At 68.3% G+C, this 22,405-nt stretch carries 17 protein-coding genes; 15 read left to right on the forward strand and 2 right to left on the reverse strand.

The features are described from left to right. Positions 1-12: 12 nt before the first annotated feature. Positions 13-186: a hypothetical protein gene (locus QYS60_RS23095; protein WP_003939603.1), complete on the reverse strand. Its 174-nt coding sequence runs from the start codon at positions 184-186 to the stop codon at positions 13-15. Positions 187-343: 157 nt separating this feature from the next. Here QYS60_RS23095 and QYS60_RS23100 point away from each other — a divergent pair, with 157 nt between their 5' ends. The 3 genes from QYS60_RS23100 to QYS60_RS23110 all read left to right on the forward strand — a co-directional run bounded on the left by QYS60_RS23100 (position 344) and on the right by QYS60_RS23110 (position 4,744). Further along, a complete protein-coding gene (locus QYS60_RS23100; RefSeq protein ID WP_289378413.1) occupies positions 344-2,071 on the forward strand; it encodes an ABC transporter ATP-binding protein in 1,728 nt (575 codons plus the stop codon). Further along, positions 2,068-3,834: an ABC transporter ATP-binding protein gene (locus QYS60_RS23105; protein ID WP_371384360.1), complete on the forward strand. Its 1,767-nt coding sequence runs from the start codon at positions 2,068-2,070 to the stop codon at positions 3,832-3,834. Before QYS60_RS23100 ends, QYS60_RS23105 begins: the two co-directional genes overlap by 4 nt. Before the next feature lie 109 nt (positions 3,835-3,943). Next, positions 3,944-4,744, forward strand: a complete 801-nt coding sequence (locus QYS60_RS23110) for an alpha/beta fold hydrolase (protein WP_040784653.1) — start codon at positions 3,944-3,946, stop codon at positions 4,742-4,744. A gap of 183 nt (positions 4,745-4,927) precedes the next feature. Here QYS60_RS23110 and QYS60_RS23115 read toward each other — a convergent pair whose 3' ends face one another. Next, positions 4,928-5,524, reverse strand: a complete 597-nt coding sequence (locus QYS60_RS23115) for a TetR/AcrR family transcriptional regulator (protein ID WP_003939607.1) — start codon at positions 5,522-5,524, stop codon at positions 4,928-4,930. A gap of 72 nt (positions 5,525-5,596) precedes the next feature. Here QYS60_RS23115 and QYS60_RS23120 point away from each other — a divergent pair, with 72 nt between their 5' ends. The 12 genes from QYS60_RS23120 to QYS60_RS23175 all read left to right on the forward strand — a co-directional run bounded on the left by QYS60_RS23120 (position 5,597) and on the right by QYS60_RS23175 (position 22,403). After that, on the forward strand, positions 5,597-6,784 hold the full coding sequence (locus tag QYS60_RS23120) for an aromatic ring-hydroxylating dioxygenase subunit alpha (protein ID WP_371384361.1): 1,188 nt from the start codon (positions 5,597-5,599) through the stop codon (positions 6,782-6,784). After that, positions 6,781-7,548: an enoyl-CoA hydratase/isomerase family protein gene (locus tag QYS60_RS23125; RefSeq protein WP_371384362.1), complete on the forward strand. Its 768-nt coding sequence runs from the start codon at positions 6,781-6,783 to the stop codon at positions 7,546-7,548. The genes QYS60_RS23120 and QYS60_RS23125 overlap by 4 nt, the downstream gene beginning before the upstream one ends. Positions 7,549-7,557: 9 nt before the next feature. Continuing rightward, positions 7,558-8,220, forward strand: a complete 663-nt coding sequence (locus QYS60_RS23130) for a PaaI family thioesterase (RefSeq protein WP_371384363.1) — start codon at positions 7,558-7,560, stop codon at positions 8,218-8,220. After that, a complete protein-coding gene (locus tag QYS60_RS23135; RefSeq protein WP_371384364.1) occupies positions 8,217-9,446 on the forward strand; it encodes a CaiB/BaiF CoA transferase family protein in 1,230 nt (409 codons plus the stop codon). Before QYS60_RS23130 ends, QYS60_RS23135 begins: the two co-directional genes overlap by 4 nt. A 276-nt stretch (positions 9,447-9,722) precedes the next feature. Next, entirely contained in the window at positions 9,723-11,288 is a 1,566-nt protein-coding gene (locus QYS60_RS23140; protein WP_371384365.1) for a class I adenylate-forming enzyme family protein, read from the forward strand. A 31-nt stretch (positions 11,289-11,319) separates the two neighbouring features. Further along, positions 11,320-12,699 (forward strand): MFS transporter, encoded by a 1,380-nt coding sequence (locus tag QYS60_RS23145; protein ID WP_371384366.1) that lies wholly within the window; start codon positions 11,320-11,322, stop codon positions 12,697-12,699. A 141-nt stretch (positions 12,700-12,840) separates the two neighbouring features. Next, positions 12,841-14,958, forward strand: a complete 2,118-nt coding sequence (locus tag QYS60_RS23150; RefSeq protein ID WP_371384396.1) for a molybdopterin-dependent oxidoreductase — start codon at positions 12,841-12,843, stop codon at positions 14,956-14,958. Continuing rightward, positions 14,948-17,185: a molybdopterin-dependent oxidoreductase gene (locus QYS60_RS23155; RefSeq protein WP_371384367.1), complete on the forward strand. Its 2,238-nt coding sequence runs from the start codon at positions 14,948-14,950 to the stop codon at positions 17,183-17,185. Before QYS60_RS23150 ends, QYS60_RS23155 begins: the two co-directional genes overlap by 11 nt. Further along, the gene (locus tag QYS60_RS23160; protein WP_371384368.1) at positions 17,182-18,414 is read left to right on the forward strand and encodes a 3-hydroxyacyl-CoA dehydrogenase family protein; all 1,233 of its coding nucleotides are present in this window, start codon (positions 17,182-17,184) and stop codon (positions 18,412-18,414) included. The genes QYS60_RS23155 and QYS60_RS23160 overlap by 4 nt, the downstream gene beginning before the upstream one ends. Beyond that, positions 18,411-20,045 (forward strand): 4Fe-4S binding protein, encoded by a 1,635-nt coding sequence (locus tag QYS60_RS23165; RefSeq protein WP_371384369.1) that lies wholly within the window; start codon positions 18,411-18,413, stop codon positions 20,043-20,045. The genes QYS60_RS23160 and QYS60_RS23165 overlap by 4 nt, the downstream gene beginning before the upstream one ends. 86 nt (positions 20,046-20,131) lie before the next feature. Further along, positions 20,132-21,655, forward strand: a complete 1,524-nt coding sequence (locus tag QYS60_RS23170; protein WP_371384370.1) for a class I adenylate-forming enzyme family protein — start codon at positions 20,132-20,134, stop codon at positions 21,653-21,655. 7 nt (positions 21,656-21,662) lie between these two features. After that, complete coding sequence (locus QYS60_RS23175) at positions 21,663-22,403, forward strand: SDR family oxidoreductase (protein WP_371384371.1); 741 nt, start codon at positions 21,663-21,665, stop codon at positions 22,401-22,403. Positions 22,404-22,405: the final 2 nt, after the last annotated feature.

The raw sequence follows: 22,405 nt of genomic DNA on the forward strand, positions 1-22,405 counted from the left end.
GGCGGTGTCCGATCAGTCCATCTTCGGGTTCGGGCCGATGCCGAGCATGGACAGCAGCATGCGGCACTCGTCCGCATCCTCCGCGTAGGCGGCGACGACACGCTGCGCCTGGCGGGCTGTCTCGTCCGCGACGGGTTCGAGTTCCTCGTCCGGAATGTCGTTCTCGGTGGTGGCGTCCGCGGCCATGGTTGTTCCTCCCGGGCTTGCTGCTCCGTTCGAGCAGGTCATTCGTAGTGCGACTCTATGAGAACCGGCGCTTCCGACGCCACCCGCGCTGCAAGTTAGGGTTGACTCACTTCTCGGGGTGGTGACGTGGAACGGAGAGTTTCGTGTGGTGGAACGCATGAGCGGTGACGGCGACCGCCGGGCCGGCGACGGGAAGAAGCCAGGTCGGGGGCTGTTGCGGCGCACGATCGCGAACCAGCGGATCGCGCTTGCAGTCGGCACCCCGCTGGTCTCGCTGCACCAGGTGATGGAGACCCTCGTGCCCGTCGCGATCGGGGTGATCATCGACGGGCCGGTCACCGACGGCGACGTGTCGATGCTGGTCGTCGCCCTCGCGGGACTCGCCGCGTTGTTCGTCGTGCTCACCTACTCGTGGCGTTTCGGTGCGCGCCGACTCGTCGCGGCGATCGAGGCGGAGTCGCACCGGCTGCGGGTCGCGGTGGCCCGCCGGATCCTCGATCCGCGCGGGGTGCGCACCTCCCTGCGCACCGGGGAACTCTTGGCGGTGGCGACGACCGACGCCGGGCGGGCCGCGCAGATCCTGCACGTGGTGCCCGCCACCGCGGCGGCCGTCACCGCGGTGGTCGGGGCCGCCGTCGCGCTGCTGCTCGTCGACGTCCCGCTCGGGCTGCTGGTGCTGCTGGGCACACCCGCGATCCTCGTCGCGCTCGACCGCGCCACCCCGCTGCTGACCCGGCGCATCACCGCACAGCAGGAGGCGGTGGCGCGGACGTCGGGTCTGGCGACGGACCTCGTCACGGGACTGCGGCCGCTGCGCGGCATCGGTGCGGAACCGGCCGCCGCCCAGCGTTACCGGGACGCCAGCGCGGACGCGCTCGCCTCGACACTGCGCGCGACCCGAGCCCTCGGCGTCTACACCGGCACCTCGTCGGCGGTGAGCGCGCTGCTGTCCGTCGCGGTCGCGGGCGTCGCGGGCTGGGCCGCGCTGGCGGGCCGGATCTCGGTCGGCGAACTCATCACCGTCGTGGGCCTGGCCCAGTTCGTCGTCGAACCGCTCGGGACACTCGCCGCCCTGCCGTCGACGTGGGCCGCGTCCCGCGCCTCCGCCGATCGGCTGTCGCTTGTGCTGCACGCGCCGTCGCTGCTGCCCGCCGGAACCGGGACACCGTCGGACGGCAGCCTCGAGCTGCGCGGACTCGGCTACCGGTCGCTGCGCAGGATCGACCTGACCGTCGCGCCGGGGGAACTGCTCGGTGTCCTCGCCCACCGGTCGCAGGACGCGGAGGCGCTCGCCGACGTGCTGTCCGGCCAGGTGCCGCCGGAGGACGTCCGCGGCGAGCTGACCGTCGGGGGAGTGCCGCTCGGTGCGCTCGACCCCGTCGCCGGACGCCGGACCGTTCTCGCGGAACCCCACCACAGCGACCTGTTCGCCGGAACGCTCGCCGACAACATCACCGCCGGCATGAGCCGGCCGTCCGACGGCATCCCCCCGGAGGTGCTCGGCGCCTCCGCCGCCGGGCAGGTCGCCGACACCCATCCGGACGGCCTCGACCAGCGGATCGTCGACCGCGGCAGCAGCCTGTCCGGAGGGCAGCGGCAGCGCGTGGCGCTGGCCCGGGCGCTCGCGCGGCGCGCTCCGGTGCTGGTGCTGCACGAGCCGACAACCGCGGTCGATGCCGTCACCGAGCAGGCCGTCGCGGAGGGGATCGCGCGCCTGCGGCACGACAGTGACGAGCACACGACCGTCGTCATCACCTCGAGCCCGGCGCTGCTCGCCGCCGCCGACCGCGTGGTCGTGATCGACGACGGTGAGATCGTCGCGTCCGGCACCCACGCCGAACTGGCCGCCACCCACCCCACCTACCGAGCGGCGGTGCTGCGATGACGAGCAACGAGTCCGAGCTGCTGCCGATCGCCTCCGCCGGACGGTCGTGGCGCTGGCTGGGAGCGCAGCTGCGCGACGTGCCGGGGCGGGTCGCGCTGACCGTGGCGGTGTCCGTCGGGGCGGCGATCGCCGCGGTGGTGCCGGTGCGCGTCCTCGGTGTCCTCGTCGACCGGGTGCGCGAGCAGGCCCCGATGTCCACGCTCGGGTGGGTCGTCGCGCTGATCGCAGCGGCGGCGGTCGTCGGCGGCGTGCTCGAGGGGGCCGGCCTGCACCTCGTGGCGCGCCTCGGCGAGACGGTGCTGGCGCGGCTGCGCGAGACGGTGCTGGCGCGGGTGCTGACCCTGCCCCCCGAGACCGTCGAACGCGCCGGGCACGGCGACGTCCTCTCCCGCGTCGGCGACGACGTCGCGGTGCTGGCGAAGGCACTCGGCTCGGTGGTACCGCAGCTGGTGGCCGCGCTGATGCTGGTGGTGGTCAGCGTCGCGGCGATGGTCGGAATCGACTGGCGGCTCGGTCTCGCCGGCCTCGTCGCGCTGCCGATGTACGCGCTCGCCCTGCGCTGGTACCTGCCCCGCTCGGCACCGCTGTACGCCGCGGAGCGGGTCGCGATGGGCGAACGGTCGCAGGCACTCGTCAGCAGCATGCACGGGGTGCGCACGGTCCGGGCCTACGGCCTCGACACGGCCCACCTGTCCGGCATCGATGCCGCCTCGGCCCGGGCGCGCGACCTCACCGTCGGCGTGTTCGGCCTGTTCACCCGGTTCGCGGGCCGTGCCAACCGCGCCGAATTCGTCGGTCTCGCAGCGCTTCTCGTCGCCGGGTTCGTCCTGGTCCGGGCGGATGCGGTGACCGTCGGCGAGGCCACGGCGGCGGCACTGCTGTTCCACCGCCTGTTCTCGCCCCTCGGGCTGCTGCTGTTCACCTTCGACGACGTCCAGTCCGCGGGCGCGAGCCTGGCCCGGCTCGTGGGCGTCGCCGACCTCCCGGCGGCGCAGACCCCGGAAGACGAGCCGCCCGACGAACCGCGCAGCGGCCCGCCGGCGCTGGAACTGACCGGGGTGCGGCACCGGTACGCGCACGGCCCAGAGGTCCTGCACGGCGTGGACCTGAAGGTCGCGCCGGGGGAGACCGTGGCCCTGGTCGGCTCGACCGGCGCCGGGAAGTCGACGGTCGCCGCCGCCGCGGCCGGGGTCGTCACGCCCACGTCGGGTGAGGTCCGTATCGGTGGCCGGGCGCTCGGCGAACTCGGGGCGCGGCTGCGCCGCTGCGTCGTCGTCGTCAGCCAGGAGGTGCACGTGTTCGGCGGCCCCCTGCTCGACGACGTGCGCCTGGCGCGGCCCGACGCCACCGTGGACGAGGTCGCGGCGGCACTCGACGCCGTCGGGGCGGGCGAGTGGGTCCGCGCCCTCGACGACGGCGTGCACACGGTCGTCGGTGAGGGCGGCCGTCCCGTGACCGCGGCCCAGGCCCAGCAGCTCGCGCTGGCTCGGGTGCTGATCGCCGATCCGCAGGTGGTGGTGCTCGACGAGGCGACGGCGGAGGCCGGCAGCGCGGGCGCGCGGGCCCTCGAAGCCGCGGCGGCGGTCGTGACGCGAGGACGCACCGCGCTGGTCGTGGCGCATCGGCTGACGCAGGCCGCGGCGGCGGACCGGGTCGTCGTGCTCGAGGCGGGCCGGGTCGTCGAGGAGGGCCCGCATGCGGCGCTCGTCGCCGCCGGTGGCCGCTACGCGCGGCTGTGGCGCGCCTGGCAGGGCGGCGACTGAGGATGTGCTGGCAGGGGCGCGACCTGCGGTGCAGGGTAGTGTGGATCGGTCCGTTGTGCCCGTGCTGCCGTGCGGCCGCACCCGTGCCACCCATCTCAGGAAGGTTCTCATGCCCATCGCGACAATCAACGGGATCCCGCTGAACTACCAGGTCAAGGGGACCGGCGACCTCGTCGTGCTGATCATGGGGACGGGCAGCCCCGGCCGGGTGTGGGACCTGCACCAGGTTCCCGCGCTGGTCCAGGCCGGCTACCGCGTCGCCACCTTCGACAACCGCGGCATCGCACCGTCGGGGGAGAGCCTCGGCGGCATGACCATCGACGACCTGGTGGCCGACACCGCCGGCCTGATCGAGCTGCTCGGCGGTCCCGCGTACGTCGTGGGCACCTCCATGGGTGCGCGCGTCGCGCAGGAGCTGTCGCTGGCCCGCCCCGACCTGGTGCGCAAGGCGGTGTTCCTGGCCGGGCACGCCCGCATGGACCAGTTCCAGGTCACCCTCACCGAGGGTGAGCGTCAGCTGTACGACAGCGGCGTCGAACTGCCTGCGAAGTACCGGGCGGCGGTCACGGCCGTGATGAACCTGTCGCCGGCGTCGCTGGCGGACCCGCACACCGCGCGGGACTGGCTCGACGTGTTCGAGTTCACCGGCGGCAAGACGTCGCCGGGCGTGCGGGCCCAGCTGGGAATGGACCGTGAGTTCGACCGTCGCGCCGCCTACCGGGCGGTGCGGGTGCCGTGCCTGGCCGTCGGTTTCGCCGACGACCGGATGATTCCGGCGTACCTGTCGCGGGAGGTCGCCGACGCCATTCCCGGCGCGAGCTACCAGGAGATCCCGGACGCCGGGCACTACGGCTACCTCGAGCAGCCGGAGGCCGTGAACAAGGTGCTGCTGGAGTTCCTGGCCGCTTGACGGGTCCTGGCAGACACGATCGTTGCCGCCCCCCTGTCACGGCCGGGGGTCGGGACTGCTGTGACGCCGCGATCGGCTCAGCGGCGTCGGCGCAGACGTGATGGCCTGCCCGTTCGTCGTCGAATCCTGTGAGGACCCGAGTCCGGTCAGGATCCGGTCCCGGTGGCCTTTGCGCACGGGGTGTCACGGCTGGGCGAGGAGCGAGGGCACGAAGAAGGCGTACAGTTTCGCGCGCAGCCGGTCGAGCGAGCCTGCATTGGCGCCCAGGGCACTGATGTAGTTCATCTCGATCTCGGACAGCCATTCGTACAACAGGTCCATGTCGATGTCGGAGCGAAGCGCGCCGGATTCCTGAGCTTCGAGCAGGATCGGCTCCCACAATTCGCGAGTGAGTTCGACGGCGCGGCCTGAGGTTGCGAGCAGGGATGTAGCGAGTGTCGCCTCGGCAGGTGACACGAGCAGGTGGATCATCGGGTCGCGAAGGCCGCGGCGGATGTTGGTGCACAGACCTTCGACGATTCGTTCCCCGAGCGTCGGGTACTCCCGGACGCGTGCGCGCCACGACTCCATGTTCATACGTGCGCGACGGACTATCGATGCCACAATGAGCGATTCCCGGTCCGAGAAATATCGGTACACGGTCGCGCGAGACATGTTCGCGGCCCGGGCGACGTCCGCCATCGTCGTCTTCGCGATGCCGAACTGTTCGAAGCAGGATTCGGCGGCGACGAGGATCGCAGCGCCGACGTCCGCGGTTTCGGTGTCTGTCTTGTGTGCCACCCAGGCACCATACCGCCGGGTAACTCGGATAAGACACTAGACATGCAATGTCTCATGTGCCACTCTCGATCCATGCAGCGTGACGACAAGATCGACCTCACCCGGCGCCTCATCGCACATGTGGACAACGACACCACCGACTACGCGGACGACATGCTCCGCGTGCCATTCTCGGTGTTCAACGATCCGGAACTGGCGGATCGCGAGCGGGAAGTCGTTCGCCGATTCCCGCACATCGTGGCGCACCTGGACGAGTTGAAGAACACCGGCGACTTCGTCACCACCGAACTCATCGGCACCCCGCTGCTGGTGGTCAGGCAATCCGACGGCAGCGTCAGGGCCTTCTCCAACGTGTGCCGGCACCGGGGCGCGAAGGTCGAATTCGCCGAGTCCGGATGCAAGCGCATCTTCAGCTGCCCCTACCACAACTGGGCCTACGGCCGGGACGGTGCGCTGCGGGGTATGCCGCACGCCGAAGGGTTCGACGGGCTGGATCGATCGCAGTACGGCCTGGTCGAGTTCCCGTGCGAGGTCCGTCACGGACTGGTGTGGGTGGTGCCGACGGTCGGCGCCGAGCTCGACATCGCAAGGACGCTCGGGGAGAAGCACGACGCCGAAGTGACCGATACCGGCATCGGCAACTCCTTCCAGGTGCGCAAGGAGACCTGGAAGCTCGACATGAACTGGAAGATCGCCGTCGACGGTGTGCAGGATTCGTACCATCTGTGCCAGCTGCACACCAAGACGGTGTGCAACTTCTTGGAGGGCAACATCACCGCCCTGGACGTCGTCGATCGATCGTGGCGAATCGTGGTGGCCCGCAAGTCGATCACCGAGGTCCGCGACGCCGACCCGGACTCGTTCGACGTGCGCGACTACTCGCTTGCGAACTACACGATCTATCCCGGCACGATGCTGGTCACCGAACCGAACCACTTCGAGATCTGGACGATCGTTCCGGACGTCGAGGATCCCAACGTGTCGTACTGCACGATCCGGCTGCTGGCTCCGAGCGAACCCACGACCGCGCGCGGGCAGCGGGTGCTCGACAAGAACTGGGAACTGCTCATGGAGACGCTCCACGCCGAGGACTGGTTCGTCACGAAGACGATCACCGACAACGTTGCACACGGACAGGTCGACGAACTCGTGTACGGACGAAACGAGCTGCCCGGACAGGTGTTCCACAAGATGATCACGCGCGACGCTGCCGCGATCGCCGCCGAGCGGCGCACGGCCGCAGCCGGATCGGCGCCGTGACCACACAGCAGCTGCGCGAATCATTCCCCGCGCCGGGCGTTCTGCAGCTGACACTCGATCGTCCCGAGGTCCACAATGCGATCTCGATGTCGCTGCAACGGGCACTCGACGAGCGGCTCACCCGCGCTGCCACCGAGGACGACGTACGGGTCGTGCTGGTCGCCGGCGCCGGTGACGCAGCGTTCTCCGCCGGATACGACCTTCACGAACTCGCGGAGCTGTCACCGGACGAAAATGCGACGCTGGTGCGCGAGCGGGAAGCCCTGCTGTGGCGGTACCTCGAGTTTCCCAAGCCGACGATCGCGGCCGTGCACGGCCTGTCCTACGGTGCCGGAACCCTCTACGCGGCATGCTCCGATCTCCGGGTGGGTGGCCCGGCGTCCCGTATTTCCGTGACCGCCGCGACATACGGCGGGGCGAATCTGACCTGGATCCTCGACACCTTGATCGGTGCGGGGCAGACGCGCGATCTGCTCATGACCTCGCGCGTCGTCGGCGGAGCGGAGGCATTCCGCATGGGCTTGCTCACCCGATACGACGAAGACGGGGACGTGTCGGGGGCGGCGACGGCGGCGGCAATGCAGATCGCGACGCAACCACCCGAGGCCGTCCGCGAGATCAAGTCCCTCCTGCTGACCGGCCCGGGCAGTGATCTGCGCAGTCGCTACGACCGCGAGAACGCTGCCGCGCGCAGCACCTTACGGCCACGCCCGATCGCCGAGATGTTCACGGAGTTCTTCCGTGCCCGCGCAGGAACCGAGTGAGAGGCCCCCATGGACGTCACCCAACAGTCGACAATGCCGGGGGATATCTGGAATCCGGATTGGAACGATCCGTTCGTACCCACCGTCGAACCGAACGACGCCTTCGCCGAACTGGTATCGGCGGTGCACGAGGTGCAGGAGGCGTTCACTCGTGCCCGCCCGACCCCCACCGCCTGCGCGGCACTGGCGTCGGACCTGCGCGCCGTCGCAGCGAAGCTGAAGATGTTCGAGGTGGGAGAGGACGATCAGCTGGCTGGACACCGGTGGGATCTGGCCGGTCGAGGTCAGGCCATGGCTCCCCCGCTGCACATCGAGGAGGTCACCGCGACGACGGCGAAGGGCCGGATCACGGTGGGTCGCTTCCATTCCGGACGCTACGCCATGAACGGCGGAGTCACGCCGCTGATCTTCGACGAGATCATGGCGCGGCTCGCCAACAGTGCCGGCCGGCCGTGGGCCCGTACCGCCTCCCTCGACGTGGACTTCCGAGCGCCCGCACCCCTCGATGTCGAACTCAGAGTGCAGGCGCAGTTTCTCCGACAGGACGGGCGCAAGCGATACATGCGCGGCACGATGCACCACGGAGACGTACTCGTCGCCGAAGCCGACGGCCTGTGGGTGGAACTGAAACCCGAACAGACACGCAACATCTCCGAAAGAGACACACCATGAGCGGATACTCCTTGCTCGAGGGCCTACGGATCCTCGAGGTCGCGCAACTGGCGCCTTCCTCGGTCGGTGGGCACCTCGCCGACCTGGGCGCAGAAGTCATCAAGATCGAATCAGGTCCGCTGGGGGATCCGGTGCGGGTCGGCGGCAGCCGCGCGATCGGCGACGAGGACGGGCCGTCCTTCATGCATCTGCGGTGGAACCGAGGGAAGAAGAGCGTCGCGCTCGATCTGCGAACACCGGAGGGAAGGCAGGCATTCCTGGACCTCGCCCGCACCTGCGACGCGGTGGTCGAGGGCATGCGCGGCGGCTACCTCGACTGGCTCGGCGTCGGCTACGAGCAACTGCGCAAGGTCAATCCGAGACTCGTGTTCTGCTCGGTGTCGGGCATGGGCTCGGACGGTCCGTACCGGAATCTCGGGACCGGAGGTCCCGTCTTCGATGCGTTCGCAGGGCTGCGGGAGGTCCACACCCCCGAGGAACCTCCGACCGAGGGAATCGCCGGGTCCACGACTCCACCGATCGCCATGTATGCGCTGGGTGCGTACGGCGCGATGGGCCTGCTCGCAGCGGTGCACCGTGCCGGTCGCACAGGTTCGGGCTGCAAGCTCGAGGTGGCCGGAATCGACGTGGCCGCGGCGTGGATGCCCGACCTGGTCGATGCCGAACTCAACAAGGATCGATCGATTCATCGCCCGTCGTGGCTCCCCGACGGCCGGTTGCCCGACTGGCCCCGACTCGAGGCGTACCGCACCAAGGACGGCGAAGCCGTCCTGTTCGGCTCGCACGTCGATAAGTTCTGGCGAAACTTCTGCACGGCCGTCGACCGGCCCGACCTGCTCGAGATCGATCTGGCCGGCACCGACCCGGAGGCGCCGGCGCGCGCCGACCATGTGTACCGCGAGCTTCGGAACATCTTCGGGCAGCGCACCCGCGAGGAGTGGGTCGCGCTGTTCCTCGCGCACGACATCGCGGGTGGACCGGTGAACAGCGTCCGTGACCTGGTCACCGATCCGCACTTCACCGGTCGCGCGAACACCTACCGGGTCGAGTACGAGGGCGTCGGTGAACTCGAGTTCGTGGCGAGCCCGATCCGGGTGCAGGGCGAGAAGTTCACGCCGTCGCTACCACCGGAACTCGGAGCCGACACGGAAGACGTCCTTCGAAAAGTGTTTGCACGCAGTGTGTCCGATGTTTCCAGCGCCGGGGTACCGATCTCGCCCGAGTAGGGGCGACGAGTCGGCATCGCCGCGACCGTAGGTGCGAATTCGATGCCGCATTCTGTTGTGACAGACATCTACAAATGTTAGATTACTGGCGACTTCGGTGACGGCGATCACACACCTTTCCGGTGTGTGATCCGGCCCGACGGTCACACAGCTACTCCAGACGCGCCGCCCGACACAGGCGCGTCCGAATCGGGTGGACGGGCCCGGCGCGGGCCGCACCCCCACCGCCGTGAGCGAGAGCGGGCACGCCGCCGCGGCGAGCACGAGGAGACGACAATGAATCTGACCGATCTGGTTCGGTACTGGGGCAAGACTCGTCCCACCCAGCAGGCAATCGTGTTCGGCAACACCTCCCAGACCTGGTCCGAACTGGATGCGGTCACCGACGCGCTGGCTCGTGGCCTGGCCGCCCGGGGAGTTCGTAAGGGTGACCGTGTCGGGGTGATGATGCTCAATCGCCCGGAACTGGCGCACGTCATCCTTGCGACTCTCAAGCTCGGCGCGATCAGCGTCCCGCTCAACTTCCGGTTGATCGGCAAGGAACTGGCGCCGATGCTGGTGGATTCGGCGCCGCGGGTGGTGATCGTGGAGAACGAGCTGGCTTCGTTGTTGGAGGAGGCGGCGGCGCAAACCGAGTTCGAGATCTTCGCGATCGGTGGAAGCGACCACCGCGCATACGAGACGCTGCTCGACCCCGGACGGGGCCCGGACGTTCACATCGAGGCGTCCGATCCGGCATTCATCTGCTACACCTCGGGCACCACCGGTGTTCAGAAGGGTGCGCTTGTCACGCATCGCAGCGCCGTCGCGCCCGGCATCGCGCAGGTGCTCAGCCACGGCATTTCCCGCCGCGACCGCGTGATGTGCTCGGCGCCGCTCGTCTACACGGGCTCGGTGCTGTCGATCTTCATGCAGCTGGTGGTGTTGCCGGGGTCGACGATGGTGCTGCTGCGCGAGTTCGATCCGGCGATCGCTCTGGACACGTTCGAGCGGGAGCAGGTCACCGCGACCACCACGGTCCCGGTGATCTGGGAGCGTATGGCCCAACTCCCGGACTTCGGAACGCGCAAGCTCGCGAAGTTCACGTTCGCCGGCGCCGGTGGCGCACCCGTGAGCCTGGACCTGCTCGATTTCTACAACAGCCGTGGCGTGCCGCTCACTCAGGCGTACGGACTGACCGAGGCGTCGGGGATGGTGTCGACGTTGTACTACGAGGACGCTCGTACCCGGCCGGGATTCGCCGGCCTGGCCTTGACCGGCACGCAGGTACGCATCGGCAGCATCGACGGCGGCTTCGCCGCACCGAACGAGGTCGGCGAGATCCTGGTGCGCGGCGAGCACGTCATGCGTGAGTACTGGAACAAGCCCGAGGCGACCGCGGAGACGCTCGTCGACGGCTGGCTGCGCACCGGTGATTTGGGACTGCAGGACGAAGGCGGCTTTCTCAAGGTCGTCGACCGCCGGAAGGACATGCTCATCTCCGGGGGCCTCAACGTCTACCCGGCGGAGATCGAAAAGGCGCTGCACGGCATCGACGGCTTGGTCGACCTCGCGGTGATCGGCGTCGAGGACGACCGATGGGGTGAGGTCCCGATGGTGGTGTTCCACAGTGAACGACCGGCGGACGAGGTCGTCACCGACATTGCGTCCGTCGCGAGGGGGAACCTGGCCAAGTTCAAGCGCCCCGCGGTGGCGGTCGCGCTCGGCGAACCGTTGCCGCGCACCTTCTCGGGAAAGCTCGCGAAAGCTGCTCTGCGCGAGCGGTTCCAGTCACCTCCGGTCGACGCGATCCCGGTGCCGCGCGAGGTTCCGGCGGTCGATGCCGCGACGTTCCAGTCCTGAGTTCGTTCACTTCTCCGAGAGGATACGCACCGTGAGTAGTACTCGCGATGTAGACATCACCAAGATCATCGACGACGCGCCGCTGTCATCCCTGCAGAAGCGCGTTCTCGTCCTGTGCCTGGGTCTCGCGATCCTGGATGGCATCGACGCCCAGCTGATCGGGTTCGTCATTCCCGCCATGTCCGCGGACTGGGGGCTGTCGCCCGCGTCCTTCGGGTACACGCTTGCGTTGAGCACGGGCGCAATGGTCGTGGGCAGCTTGCTGTTCGGGCCGCTGGCCGACCGATACGGTCGCCGCAGGATCATTATCGTGTGCACCGTGGTATTCGCGGTGTTCACGCTCGCCACCGCGCTGGTGACCTCCATGACGGCTCTGATCGTGCTGCGCGTGATCGCCGGTCTCGGCCTCGGCGGTGTGACGCCGAACCTCATCGCAATGGTGAGTGAGTACAGCCCCGCCCGCATCAGGGCGACGATGGTGACCGTCACGGTTGCGGGTATGTCGCTGGGCGGCTTTCTCGGCGGCTTTGCGGCCGCGTTCCTCATTCCCGAGTTCGGGTGGCAGGCGTTGTTCGTCGTCGGTGGCGTGCTGCCGTTGATCTTGACGGCTGTCGTGATGCGGTGGCTGCCGGAATCTGTGAAGTTCCTCGTTGCCAGGGGCCGTGCCGAGGAAGCCGCGCGCATCGTCGACAAGATCGCGGCCCGGGCACGCGTGACCGCCACGTCCAGGTTCGTGCAGGACACATCGGCTGCGACGAAGTCACCGGTCGGCGCGCTGTTCCAGGGCGGCCGCGCGGTCGACACCGTCCTGCTGTGGGGGGTGTTCGTCATCAACTTCCTGGTCATCTATTTCCTGCTCAGCTGGATGCCGACCTTGTTCGGCGAGGGCGGTCGGAGCGCGTCGACCGCGTTGCTCGCCGCGTCGCTGTTCAACCTCGGCGGGATGACGGGTGCACTCACATTCGGCCGGATCACCGACCGGATCGGCAACGGCTTCGTCGTGGTGATGGCGGGCTACACACTCGGTGCCGTGTGCACGGCGCTGGTCGCGATGCTTCTCGGCAGCGGGTGGATGCTGCTGGTGGCGGTCTTCTTCGTCGGTTTCGGTATGTCCGGTAGTTCGGCCGGCATCATAGCGATCGCGGCCGCGGTGTATCCGGTGGCTGTCCGTGCCACGGGCGTGGGTTGGGCGATGGGCATCGGTCGAATCGGCTCGATCGCGGGTCCGGCGGTCGGTGCGCTTCTCATCGCGGCGGGGTTGGGGGCACAGAGCATCTTCCTGCTCACGATCGTGCCGACGTTGCTCGCTGTCGTGATTCTCGGGGTCATGTCGCTCCGGGCCCGCCGGGTACAGGGTGCCCGCGGTTTCCGGACCACTGGGACACCGCACACCATGGCTGCGGCCGAATAGCACTTCGCGTGGCGGACGTAGCGGAACCGGGTTGTGCCGTTTATCTACAGATGTTAGATTCTCGACACGTCGGTGACGGCAATCACATCCCGCAGAGCCCATTGCCTCTGCCGATCAGTGGACGGAGAGCAGACAGTGCCGGTGAAGTTGTCCTATTGCCGCCTGTGCCCCGCCTCGTGTGGGGTGCGAGTAGAAATCGACGGCGATCGGATCCTCAGCATCGTCGGCGACGGCCTGCACCCGTTGTCAGGCGGCTACTCGTGCCCGAAAGGGCGTCGCGGTGGTGACCTCCACCAAGGGCCGGATCGGCTCACCACCTCGATGCGCCGCACCCCCGGCGGCACCTTCGAGCCCGTCCCGGTGGAGGTCGCGATCGCGGAGATCGCCGAGCGTCTCGAAGCGGTCACGGGGGAGCACGGTCCGGACGCACTGGCACTGTTCATGGGAACCCAGCAGAATTTCGCAGCGCTGACCGGTCCGATGGCGCGGGCGTGGTTCCGCACCACCGGATCGCGGAAACTGTTCTCGACCATGACGATCGATCAGTCCGCCAAGTGGATCGTGCAGGCGCGGATGGGGGAGTATCTCGGCGGGCGCCAGCGCTTCGACACCGCGGACGTGTGGCTGCTGGCCGGCACGAACCCGATGGTGTCGCTCAACGGCGGGGACGGGGACGGCGCGATCACCCAGAACCCGTCCGTCACGATCCGCAGGGCGCGCGAGCGCGGACTGAAGCTCATCGTCGTCGATCCTCGGCGCACCGAAACAGCGATTCGTGCGGACCTGCACCTGCAGCTGCGCCCCGGCACCGATGCCGTACTGTTCGCAGGGCTGCTGCACGTGATCCTGTCCGAGGCTCGTCACGACCGCATTTTCTGCGACCGTTTCGTCGAGGGCCTCGACGAACTCCGCGCGGCGGTCGCGCCGGCGACACCCGCGCACACCGAAGCGGTGACGGGCGTGCCGGCGGCCGACGTGATCCGCGCGGCCCGGATGTTCGCGGAGGGGCGGCGGGGCATGGCGACCACGGGCACCGGGGTGTGCATGGGCCCGCACTCCAACGTCGCCGAGCATCTCGTCGCATGCCTGAACGTCGTCTGCGGCCGGTACCTGCGCGAAGGGGAGATGACACCCGACCGCAACGTTCTCGCGCGGACGATCCCGTTGAAGGCGGAGGTTCGTCCGCCCCACCGGACCTGGGAATCCGGCTTCCGCAGTCGCATCGGCGGGATCGGCACGATGAACGGCGAGCTGCCGTCGGGCATTCTTGCCGACGAGATCCTCGAGCCCGGAGCCGACCGGGTGCGGGCCCTGGTGGTCTCGGGCGGAAACCCGGCGCGGGCCCTGCCGGATCGGGAGAAGGCCGAACGTGCACTGAGTGAGCTGGAGCTGTTGGTGTGCGTCGACACGCGCATGTCCGAGACCGCCCGGCTTGCCGACTATGTGATCGCGCCGACGATGGTGTACGAGCGACCCGACCACACCTTGCTGATGGAGTTCTTCTTCGCCCAGCCCTTCGCGCAGTACACCCCACGAGTCGTGGCGCCGCCCGCAGGAGTGATCGAAGACTGGGAGTTCTTCTTCCGCCTTGCGTCCGCGTCCGGGCACAAGGTGAAGTTCGCCGGACGGGTGCTCGACCCGGACGCGCCGCCCACCTCGGAGGAACTGCTCGCGATGTTCGCCGAACGAGGGCGCGTCCCGATAGGCGCAGTGATGTCGGCGCGACGCGGTGTGCTCGCACCTCCGGAGGAAAAGGTGGTCGGTCCGCCCGCGCAAGGCGCATCCGAACATCGCCTCGCATTGTGCCCGGACGACGTGAACGCAGAAATCGCTGCTGCACTGAGCGAGTCGCCGCGACAATCCGGGCCTACGATGCAACTGACGGTGCGGCGCATGCGGGAGTTGATGAATTCGTTGGGCCGCGATGTCAGTGGACTCGCGCGCTTCGGCTACAACCCCGCACACGTGCATCCGCACGACCTACAGCAACTCGGCATCGACCACGGCGACATCGTGCGCATCCGTTCGGCTCACGGCCGTATCCGGGCTGTCGCACACACCGATCCCACCGTCCGGCAGGGCACGATCTCGATGACCCACTGCTGGGGGGCGTCCGACACCGACGCGGACCCCCGCCGGGTCGGTAGCAACGTCAACGACCTGACCGGCTACGACCGGGTCCAGGACATCAACGCGATGCCGGTGATGACTGCGGTGCCGGTCAGCATCGAAGTGGAGGTCCCCGCCGGTGCTCACTGACACTTCCGCCAAAACGACAGGCGCACGCATCTGCCCGCTGTGCGAAGCGACGTGCGGCCTGCTCTTCGAACTCGACGGCCGCACCGTGACGTCGGTGCGGCCGAACCCCGACGACGTGTTCACCGCGGGGCACAGTTGCGCGAAGGGACTGGGCCTCGGGCAGCTGGAGAACGACCCCGACGTCCTGCGCACCCCGTTGATCCGCGACGGGGACGATTTCCGTGAGGCAACGTGGGACGAGGCATTTGCCGAGATCGGCCGGCGCCTGCCTCCGATCATCGCGGCGGACCCCGACAGCTGCGCTGTCTACTCGGGTAATCCCGCCGCGCACCACCTGGACCCGTCGTTCTACACGCTGCCACTGATCTCGGTGATCGGGACCCGCAACGTCTACTCGCCCGCGAGCATCGACACACTTCCGAAGAACTACGCGAACGCCCTGCTCTACGGAACCGGGCTCGGAATGGCGGTCCCTGATATCGACCGCACGTCGTACCTGCTGATCCTGGGGTCGAATCCGCTGGTGTCGAACGGCAGTACCGTCACCGCGCCGGGAATCGGCAAGCGTCTGGAAGCGCTGCGAGAGCGCGGTGGCACCCTGGTGGTAGTCGACCCGGCGCGCACCCGCACGGCGGAGGTCGCCGACCTCCACCTCGCCATCCGGCCCGGCACCGACGCATTTCTCCTGCTCGCACTCGTCTCGGTGATCGCGACCGAGAGGCTCACTGCGCCCGGTCGCCTGACCGAGTACGTCGACGGTCTGGACGAGGTCCTTCGGCTCACGGAACAGTTCACCCCGGATGCGGTCGCGCCGATCTGCGGTATCGATGCCGACGTGATCCGCCGGGTGGCAAGGGAATTCGCCGCTTCCGACGCGGCCGTTGCACATTCCCGGATGGGTTCGTGTACCCAGGAATTCGGTTCGGTCGCCAACTGGATGGTCGAAGTCCTCAACATCGTGACCGGAAACCTCGATCGGCCGGGCGGCGCGATGTTCCCGGTGCCACCCGCCGGCGGACCGACCACCTGGCCCGCCAACCCGAAGGCCCCGCTCGTGTTCGATCGGTGGCGGTCGCGGGTCCGGAACATGCCCGAGGCGATGGGAGAGCTCCCCGCGGTCTGTTTCGCCGAGGAAGTCCTCACCCCGGGTCCCGGACAGGTGCGCGCTCTGGTCACCATCTCCGGGAACCTGGCCCGGTCGTTTCCGAACAGCAACGCTGTCGAGGCAGCTCTGGCCGACCTCGAATTCATGGTCTGCATCGACGGGTATCTGAACGAAACGACCCGCTACGCCGATGTCATCCTGCCCCCTCCGCCGCTCACGACACGGGGACACCACGACCTCGCGCTCACGCACTTCCAGGTGCGCAATGTGGCCCGGTACACCGCCCCCCTGCTCGAGCCGGCCCCCGGGGAGATGCCCGAGTGGCAGATCCTGCTGCGCCTGACGGGGATCGTCCGCGGCGAACCGGAGCGGCCGATCACCGAACTCGACGACGAGGTGGCGACCACCGCGATCCGTCGCGCAGCCAAACTCGCCGGCTGCGAAGTCGACGACGTCGTCCGGGCAACCGAGGGCCGCACCGGTCCGCAGCGGCTGCTGGACCTGCGGTTGCGCAGCGGCCCGTACGGCGATCGGTTCGGCGCTGTGCCGGGGGGACTGACCCTCGAACTACTCGAGCGCACTCCCGACGGCATCGATTACGGGCCGTTGCAGCCGCGGGTCCCCGAGGTGCTGCGCACCCCGAACGGCAGAATCAACCTTTTGCCCGCTGCGTTGGCTGCCGACCTGCCGCGCCTGCGTGATGCGCTGGCACAGCCCGTGCCGGAGTTGGTCCTCGTCAACCGGCGCCAGCGTCGCGGCATGAACTCCTGGCTGCACAACGCGCTGCCCCAACCCGACGCAGGCCAGTGCGCGCTGTACATGAATCCGTTCGACGCTGCCGAACGCAACCTCGTCGACGGCGACACGGTGCGTATCGCCTCGAAGACCAGTGCTGTCGTCGCCGAACTACACATCACCGACGCGATGCGCCAGGGGGTGGTGAGCCTGCCGCACGGGTGGGGTCACCACGGCCCTGGTCTGCGCACCGGACGCTCGGCCGCCGCCCCCGGTGCGAACGTCAACGCCCTCGTCGACGACACCGTGGTCGAGCCGCTGACCGGCGCCCCGATCTTCAACGGGTTCCCCGTCGACGTCACCCGCGTAGAGAACCCACCGTCATGAGCGCGGAGTCGGGCGATTCGGCCGGGATCACGATCGGCGTCGTCGGGGCCGGGATGATGGGCTCGGCCCTCGCGTACACGTGCGCGCGGGCCGGAGCCGACGTCGTGCTCCTTGCCCGGAGCCTCGAGGGTGCGCACCGAGGAAAGACCTACGCCGCCCGGCGCGAAATGCGCGCGCTGCAGGCCGGAAGGGCCGATGCGGCCGCCTCGTCGGCGTTGCTCGATCGCATCGCGCCTACCGAACGGGTGTCGGACCTGGCGCCGGCGTCGTTGGTGGTCGAGGCCGTGGCGGAGAACGTCGCCATCAAGCAACAGGTCCTGCAGTCGATCGAGGCCGTCACCGAGCCGAGTACCCTCCTCGCGTCGACGACCTCGACCCTGCCGGTCACAACCCTCGCCGCCACGCTGGCCCGCCCGGAGAACTTCGTCGGGATGCACTTCTTCTCACCCGTGGACCGGATGTCGTTGGTGGAGACGGTCGTCGGTGCGCGCACCTCGGAGGCGACGCTCGCAGCATCGTTGACGTACTCACGGATGCTGGGGAAGACGCCCATCGTGGTGCGCGACAGCCGGGGGTTCTTCACCAGCCGGGTGATGCAGCCGTATCTCGACGAGGCGATGGTCGCGGTCGGGGAAGGAATCGATCCGGTGCTCGTCGAGCGTGCGGCGCTCGAAGCCGGATACCCGGTGCCGCCGCTGCAGTTGCTCGACGAGATCACGCTGACCCTCAACCGCACGGTGCAGCGAGAGAACCGTGTCGCTGTCGAGGCTGTCGGGGATGTGTGGCGGGCGAATGGCGCGGACCGTGTCCGCGACCGGATGATCGACGAGCACGGTCGGGGTGGTCGGTCGGTGGGTCGTGGGTTCTACGAGTACGACGCGGCCGGCACGCGACTCGGGCTGTGGCCCGGTCTTCGCGACGTGTTCGGGATTCCCCGGACCATCCCGCTCCAGGACATGCGCGACCGGTTGCTCTTCGTCGAGGTGCTCGAAGCGATGCGTTGTCTCGACGAGGGCGTGATCGGCTCCGAGGCCGACGCCGATACCGGATCCGTCCTCGGGATCGGGTTCCCCGCGCACACGGGGGGAGTCGTCTCGTTCAGACGGTCCTATTCCGCTGGTGTGGAGGGGTTCACGGCCCGCGCCCGTGAACTTGCAGAACGCTACGGCTACCGCTTCCTCACACCGGAACCGAGTTCGGAAGCACACGATCAACCGGAGTACCTATGACGTACGTAGTCACGCAAGCATGCTGTAACGACGCGACGTGTGTCGCGGTGTGTCCGGTGAACTGCATTCACCCGACGCCCGACGAAGCGCAGTACGCGCGCACCGAGATGCTCTACATCGATCCGGACACCTGCATCGATTGCGGGGCGTGCGCCGACGTGTGTCCGGTGGAGGCGATCGTGCCCGACAGCGATCTCACACCCGAGACCGAGATCTACAAGGATCTCAATGCCGCATACTTCCTGGGTAACCCGACCGTGTCCGGCCCGACGGAGGTGCCGAGGGCGCCCGTCGTGGTCGCCGAGCGGCCCGGTCCGCTGCGAGTGGCGATCGTGGGTTCCGGTCCGTCCGCCTTCTACGCTGCCGAGGAACTGCTGAAACGGCGCGACGTCGACGTCGAGGTCTCCATGTTCGAGCGGCTCCCCGTCGTCGGCGGCCTCGTCCGCTTCGGTGTGGCCCCGGATCATCAGACGACGAAGGCCGTCGAACGGGGATTTTCCCGTACCGCCGGCCGCAGCGGCTTCCGCGCATTCCTCGGTGTGGAGGTCGGACGTGACCTCGGCGTCGACGAACTGCTCGACCACCACCATGCGGTGATCCATGCGGGCGGTGCTTCCGACGACCGGAAGGTCGGTATCCCGGGCGAAGACCTGCCGGGTAGCAGTGCCGCAAGGGAATTCGTCGGCTGGTACAACGGGCATCCGGACTACGCGGACCGAACCTTCGATCTGTCGGGGCGCCGCGCTGTGGTGATCGGCAACGGCAATGTCGCGTTGGACGTGGCGCGGATCCTGGCACGCGATCCCGAACGGCTCGTGCCCGGCGACATCGCGGAGCATGCCCTGGATGTACTGCGCCGCAGCGCGATCGAGGAAGTGGTGGTGCTCGGGCGCCGCGGACCCGAGCACGGCGCCTTCACGACGCCGGAGTTGCTCGCGCTGGGATTGTTACCGGAAGTCGACGTGACTGTCCAGGACGGATACGACGCGCCGGAGGGTGCCTCGATCAAGCTGCGGACGATCGCCGAGTATGCGCAGCGGCGTCCGCAACCGGGCAGGCGGACGGTCACCCTACGTTTCCACGCCGCGCCGATCGAGGTCCTCGGCGGCACTCGCGTCGAGGGATTGCGGATCGCGCCGTACGGTGTGGCGGGGCCCGGCGAGGATCTCGAAGCCTCGCTGGTGCTGCGGTCGGTGGGATACCGCGGCCGTCCGGTGCCGGGTCTGCCGTTCGACGCGGCGCGCGGCACGATACCCAACATCGCAGGTCGTGTCGTCGATCCGGCCGACAACCGTCCGATACCCGGTCTCTACGTCGCAGGCTGGATCAAGCGGGGGCCGACCGGGGTGATCGGAACCAACAGATACTGCGCCGCGGAGACCGTCGAGGCGATCGTCGCCGACCACGAACGTGCGCTGCTGCCGCGACCGAGCCGCACCGGCGACGATCTGGCGTCGATCGTCGAGGCGCGCTGCCCGGGTGCGTTCGGCTTCGACGGCTGGCGGCGCATCGACCGGTACGAACGTACCGAAGGGCGTCGTCGAGGCCGGGCTCGGCAGAAACTGGTCGAGGTCGAGGCGATGCTCGCGGTCGCCCACGGTGCGGACGCCCGTTCGTACTTGCCCGGATAAACAACAACCTTTAGATTTGAAGAGCGGGTGTGATCTGCCTCACTGAGGTGGGCCCGCGTCGACGACACACATTCATGGAGGGCTACATGAGCGGCACCGTTGTAGACGCTTTGACCTACTGGTCCCGGTCGAAGCCGGATCTGCCCGCGATCGACTTCGACGGCGATGTCGTCACCTACGCAGAGCTGTCGAGCTGGGCGGACGGCGTCGCGAACGACCTCGCCTCCCGCGGCGTCACGCCGGGTGATCGAGTGGGCTTTCTGGGCGCCAACAGCCTCGAATGGGCCGTGGCCGCGCTCGGCGCCATGAAGGTCGGCGCCATCGCAGTGGGGTTCAACCAGCGCATGCTCTCCGGCGAGCTCACCACCCTCGTCGACGACTGCGAACCCGCCGTGGTCTACTGCGAAGAGGCGCTGCTGCCGCGACTGGAAGAGGTCCAGCAGGCGCGCAACACCTTCTCGGTCGCCGTGTTCGAGAAGGATGTGCGCCCGCTACGCGGCCGCGAACACGCGAAGTACCGCTCGCCGATCGTCGATCTCGACACTCCCACTGCCATCGTCTTCACCAGCGGCACCACCGGGAAGCCGAAGGGCGTGATCTTCACGCACGCCACGATTGCCGGTGAGATGCACGAGTGGTCGCTGATGGAACCGATTCAGCCGAACGGTCTGCGCCCGGTACTGGTCCTGCCGCTGTTCACCGCCGCCGGCATCGTCTGGGGCATATCGCGTGTCGTGATTCACGGCGGAACCCTTTTCCTGCAGCCAGGATTCGATCCGTCGGCAGCGCTGCGCATCCTCTCCGAGGACAAGGCCAACACCCTGACCGGACCCCCGATTCTCTTCGAGCAGATCGCGAAGGTGCCCGGGTTCGCCGACACGGATCTGAGCCACATGATCACCGCACACGTCGGCGGAGCGCGCGTGCCCGTCGACCTGCTGCGCAAGTGGCAGGCTCGAGGGGTGTCCCTGCGGCAGATCTATGGTCAGACGGAGATCGGCGGATCGGCCACCGCAATGCCGCGGGACGAGGCCGCGGAGCACCCCGACAAGTGCGGGTGGGGCGGCATCTTCACGAAGATCCGGGTGGTCGACCCCGAGGGCAATGACCTACCCCCCGACGAGGTGGGCCAGATACTGCTGCGGGGACCGGGAATGATGCCCGGGTACTGGCGCAACGAGGAGGCCACGCGCGCGGCCCTGATCGACGGCTGGTTGCAGACCGGAGACCTCGGCAAGCTCGACGAGAACGGCTACCTGACGTACGTCGACCGTCTCAAGGACATGATCATCTCCGGTGGTCTGAACATTTCCCCCGCCGAGATCGAAACCGTCATCAACCAGATCCCGGAGGTCGAAGAGGTCGCTGTGATCAGCGTCCCCGACGCCAAGTTCGGGGAGACCCCGGCAGCGCTGGTCAGAACGACCACGGAGATGAAGGAATCCGAGATCGTCGGCTTCTGCAACGAGCGCCTCGCCGACTACAAGGTACCGCGCTATGTCGTCTTCCTGGACGAACCGCTGCCCCGAATGCCCAGCGGGAAGATCGCCAAGCGCCAACTGCGCGACACCTTCGCGCATGTGCCCGACAACTACGAAAAGGTTCGGTGAATCAGAAGTGAGCTCGCAGAAGGTTGCCGTCGTCACCGGAGGGGGGCGCGGCATCGGCGCGGCCGTCTCCCAGCGGCTCGCCGCCGACGGCTTCGCCGTCGCAGTCAACTATTCCCGTAGTGCGCGCGACGCCGAGGACGTGGTGGCGAAGATCGTCGCGGACGGTGGACAGGCCGTGGCAATCCAGGCTGATGTGTCGAGGGCTACCGACGCGGAACGTCTCATTGCCGACACGACCGCCCGACTGGGTGCCCCCACCGTGCTGATCAACAATGCGGGCATGAACAAGGCCGGTGCGGCCCGCAAGCAGGGCCCCGAAGAGTTCGACGAAGTCATTGCGGTCAATCTCAACGGGGCGTTCTACTGCACGCACTTTTCCTTGCCTGCCATGTACGAAGAAGGTTGGGGCCGTGTGGTTTTCGTCAACAGCCCGTCGGGGGGACGCCGCCCGTCACCCGGCATGAGCGCCTATTCCGCGGCGAAGGCCGGCTTGGTTGCGATGACCAAGACGATGGCCGTGGAAGTCGCCCGTCGCGGCATCACGGTCAACTCTGTGATGCCCGGGTTCGTCGCCACCGACATCGTGGCGTCGGGAGGCGAAGCCGGCGTCGAGGCGCTGACCAGACACTGGCCGTCGATTCCACCCGAATCGATCGCCTCGACGGTGTCGTTTCTGGTGAGCGACGCCGCCGCCGACGTCTCGGGTGAGGAGATCGGTGTCTGGCGAGGCGGTCCGGTAGGCGTCTGAGG

The organism is Rhodococcus sp. GXMU-t2271 (genome assembly GCF_041414735.1).
GTDB lineage: Bacteria > Actinomycetota > Actinomycetes > Mycobacteriales > Mycobacteriaceae > Rhodococcus > Rhodococcus indonesiensis.

Excerpts from the sequence above, each read along its gene's own strand:
- QYS60_RS23095 (WP_003939603.1), bottom strand. The coding sequence starts at position 186 with ATGGCCGCGGACGCCACCACCGAGAACGACATTCCGGACGAGGAACTC.
- QYS60_RS23100 (WP_289378413.1), top strand. The coding sequence starts at position 344 with ATGAGCGGTGACGGCGACCGCCGGGCCGGCGACGGGAAGAAGCCAGGT.
- QYS60_RS23105 (WP_371384360.1), top strand. The coding sequence starts at position 2,068 with ATGACGAGCAACGAGTCCGAGCTGCTGCCGATCGCCTCCGCCGGACGG.
- QYS60_RS23110 (WP_040784653.1), top strand. The coding sequence starts at position 3,944 with ATGCCCATCGCGACAATCAACGGGATCCCGCTGAACTACCAGGTCAAG.
- QYS60_RS23120 (WP_371384361.1), top strand. The coding sequence starts at position 5,597 with ATGCAGCGTGACGACAAGATCGACCTCACCCGGCGCCTCATCGCACAT.
- QYS60_RS23130 (WP_371384363.1), top strand. The coding sequence starts at position 7,558 with ATGGACGTCACCCAACAGTCGACAATGCCGGGGGATATCTGGAATCCG.
- QYS60_RS23135 (WP_371384364.1), top strand. The coding sequence starts at position 8,217 with ATGAGCGGATACTCCTTGCTCGAGGGCCTACGGATCCTCGAGGTCGCG.
- QYS60_RS23140 (WP_371384365.1), top strand. The coding sequence starts at position 9,723 with ATGAATCTGACCGATCTGGTTCGGTACTGGGGCAAGACTCGTCCCACC.
- QYS60_RS23160 (WP_371384368.1), top strand. The coding sequence starts at position 17,182 with ATGAGCGCGGAGTCGGGCGATTCGGCCGGGATCACGATCGGCGTCGTC.
- QYS60_RS23165 (WP_371384369.1), top strand. The coding sequence starts at position 18,411 with ATGACGTACGTAGTCACGCAAGCATGCTGTAACGACGCGACGTGTGTC.
- QYS60_RS23170 (WP_371384370.1), top strand. The coding sequence starts at position 20,132 with ATGAGCGGCACCGTTGTAGACGCTTTGACCTACTGGTCCCGGTCGAAG.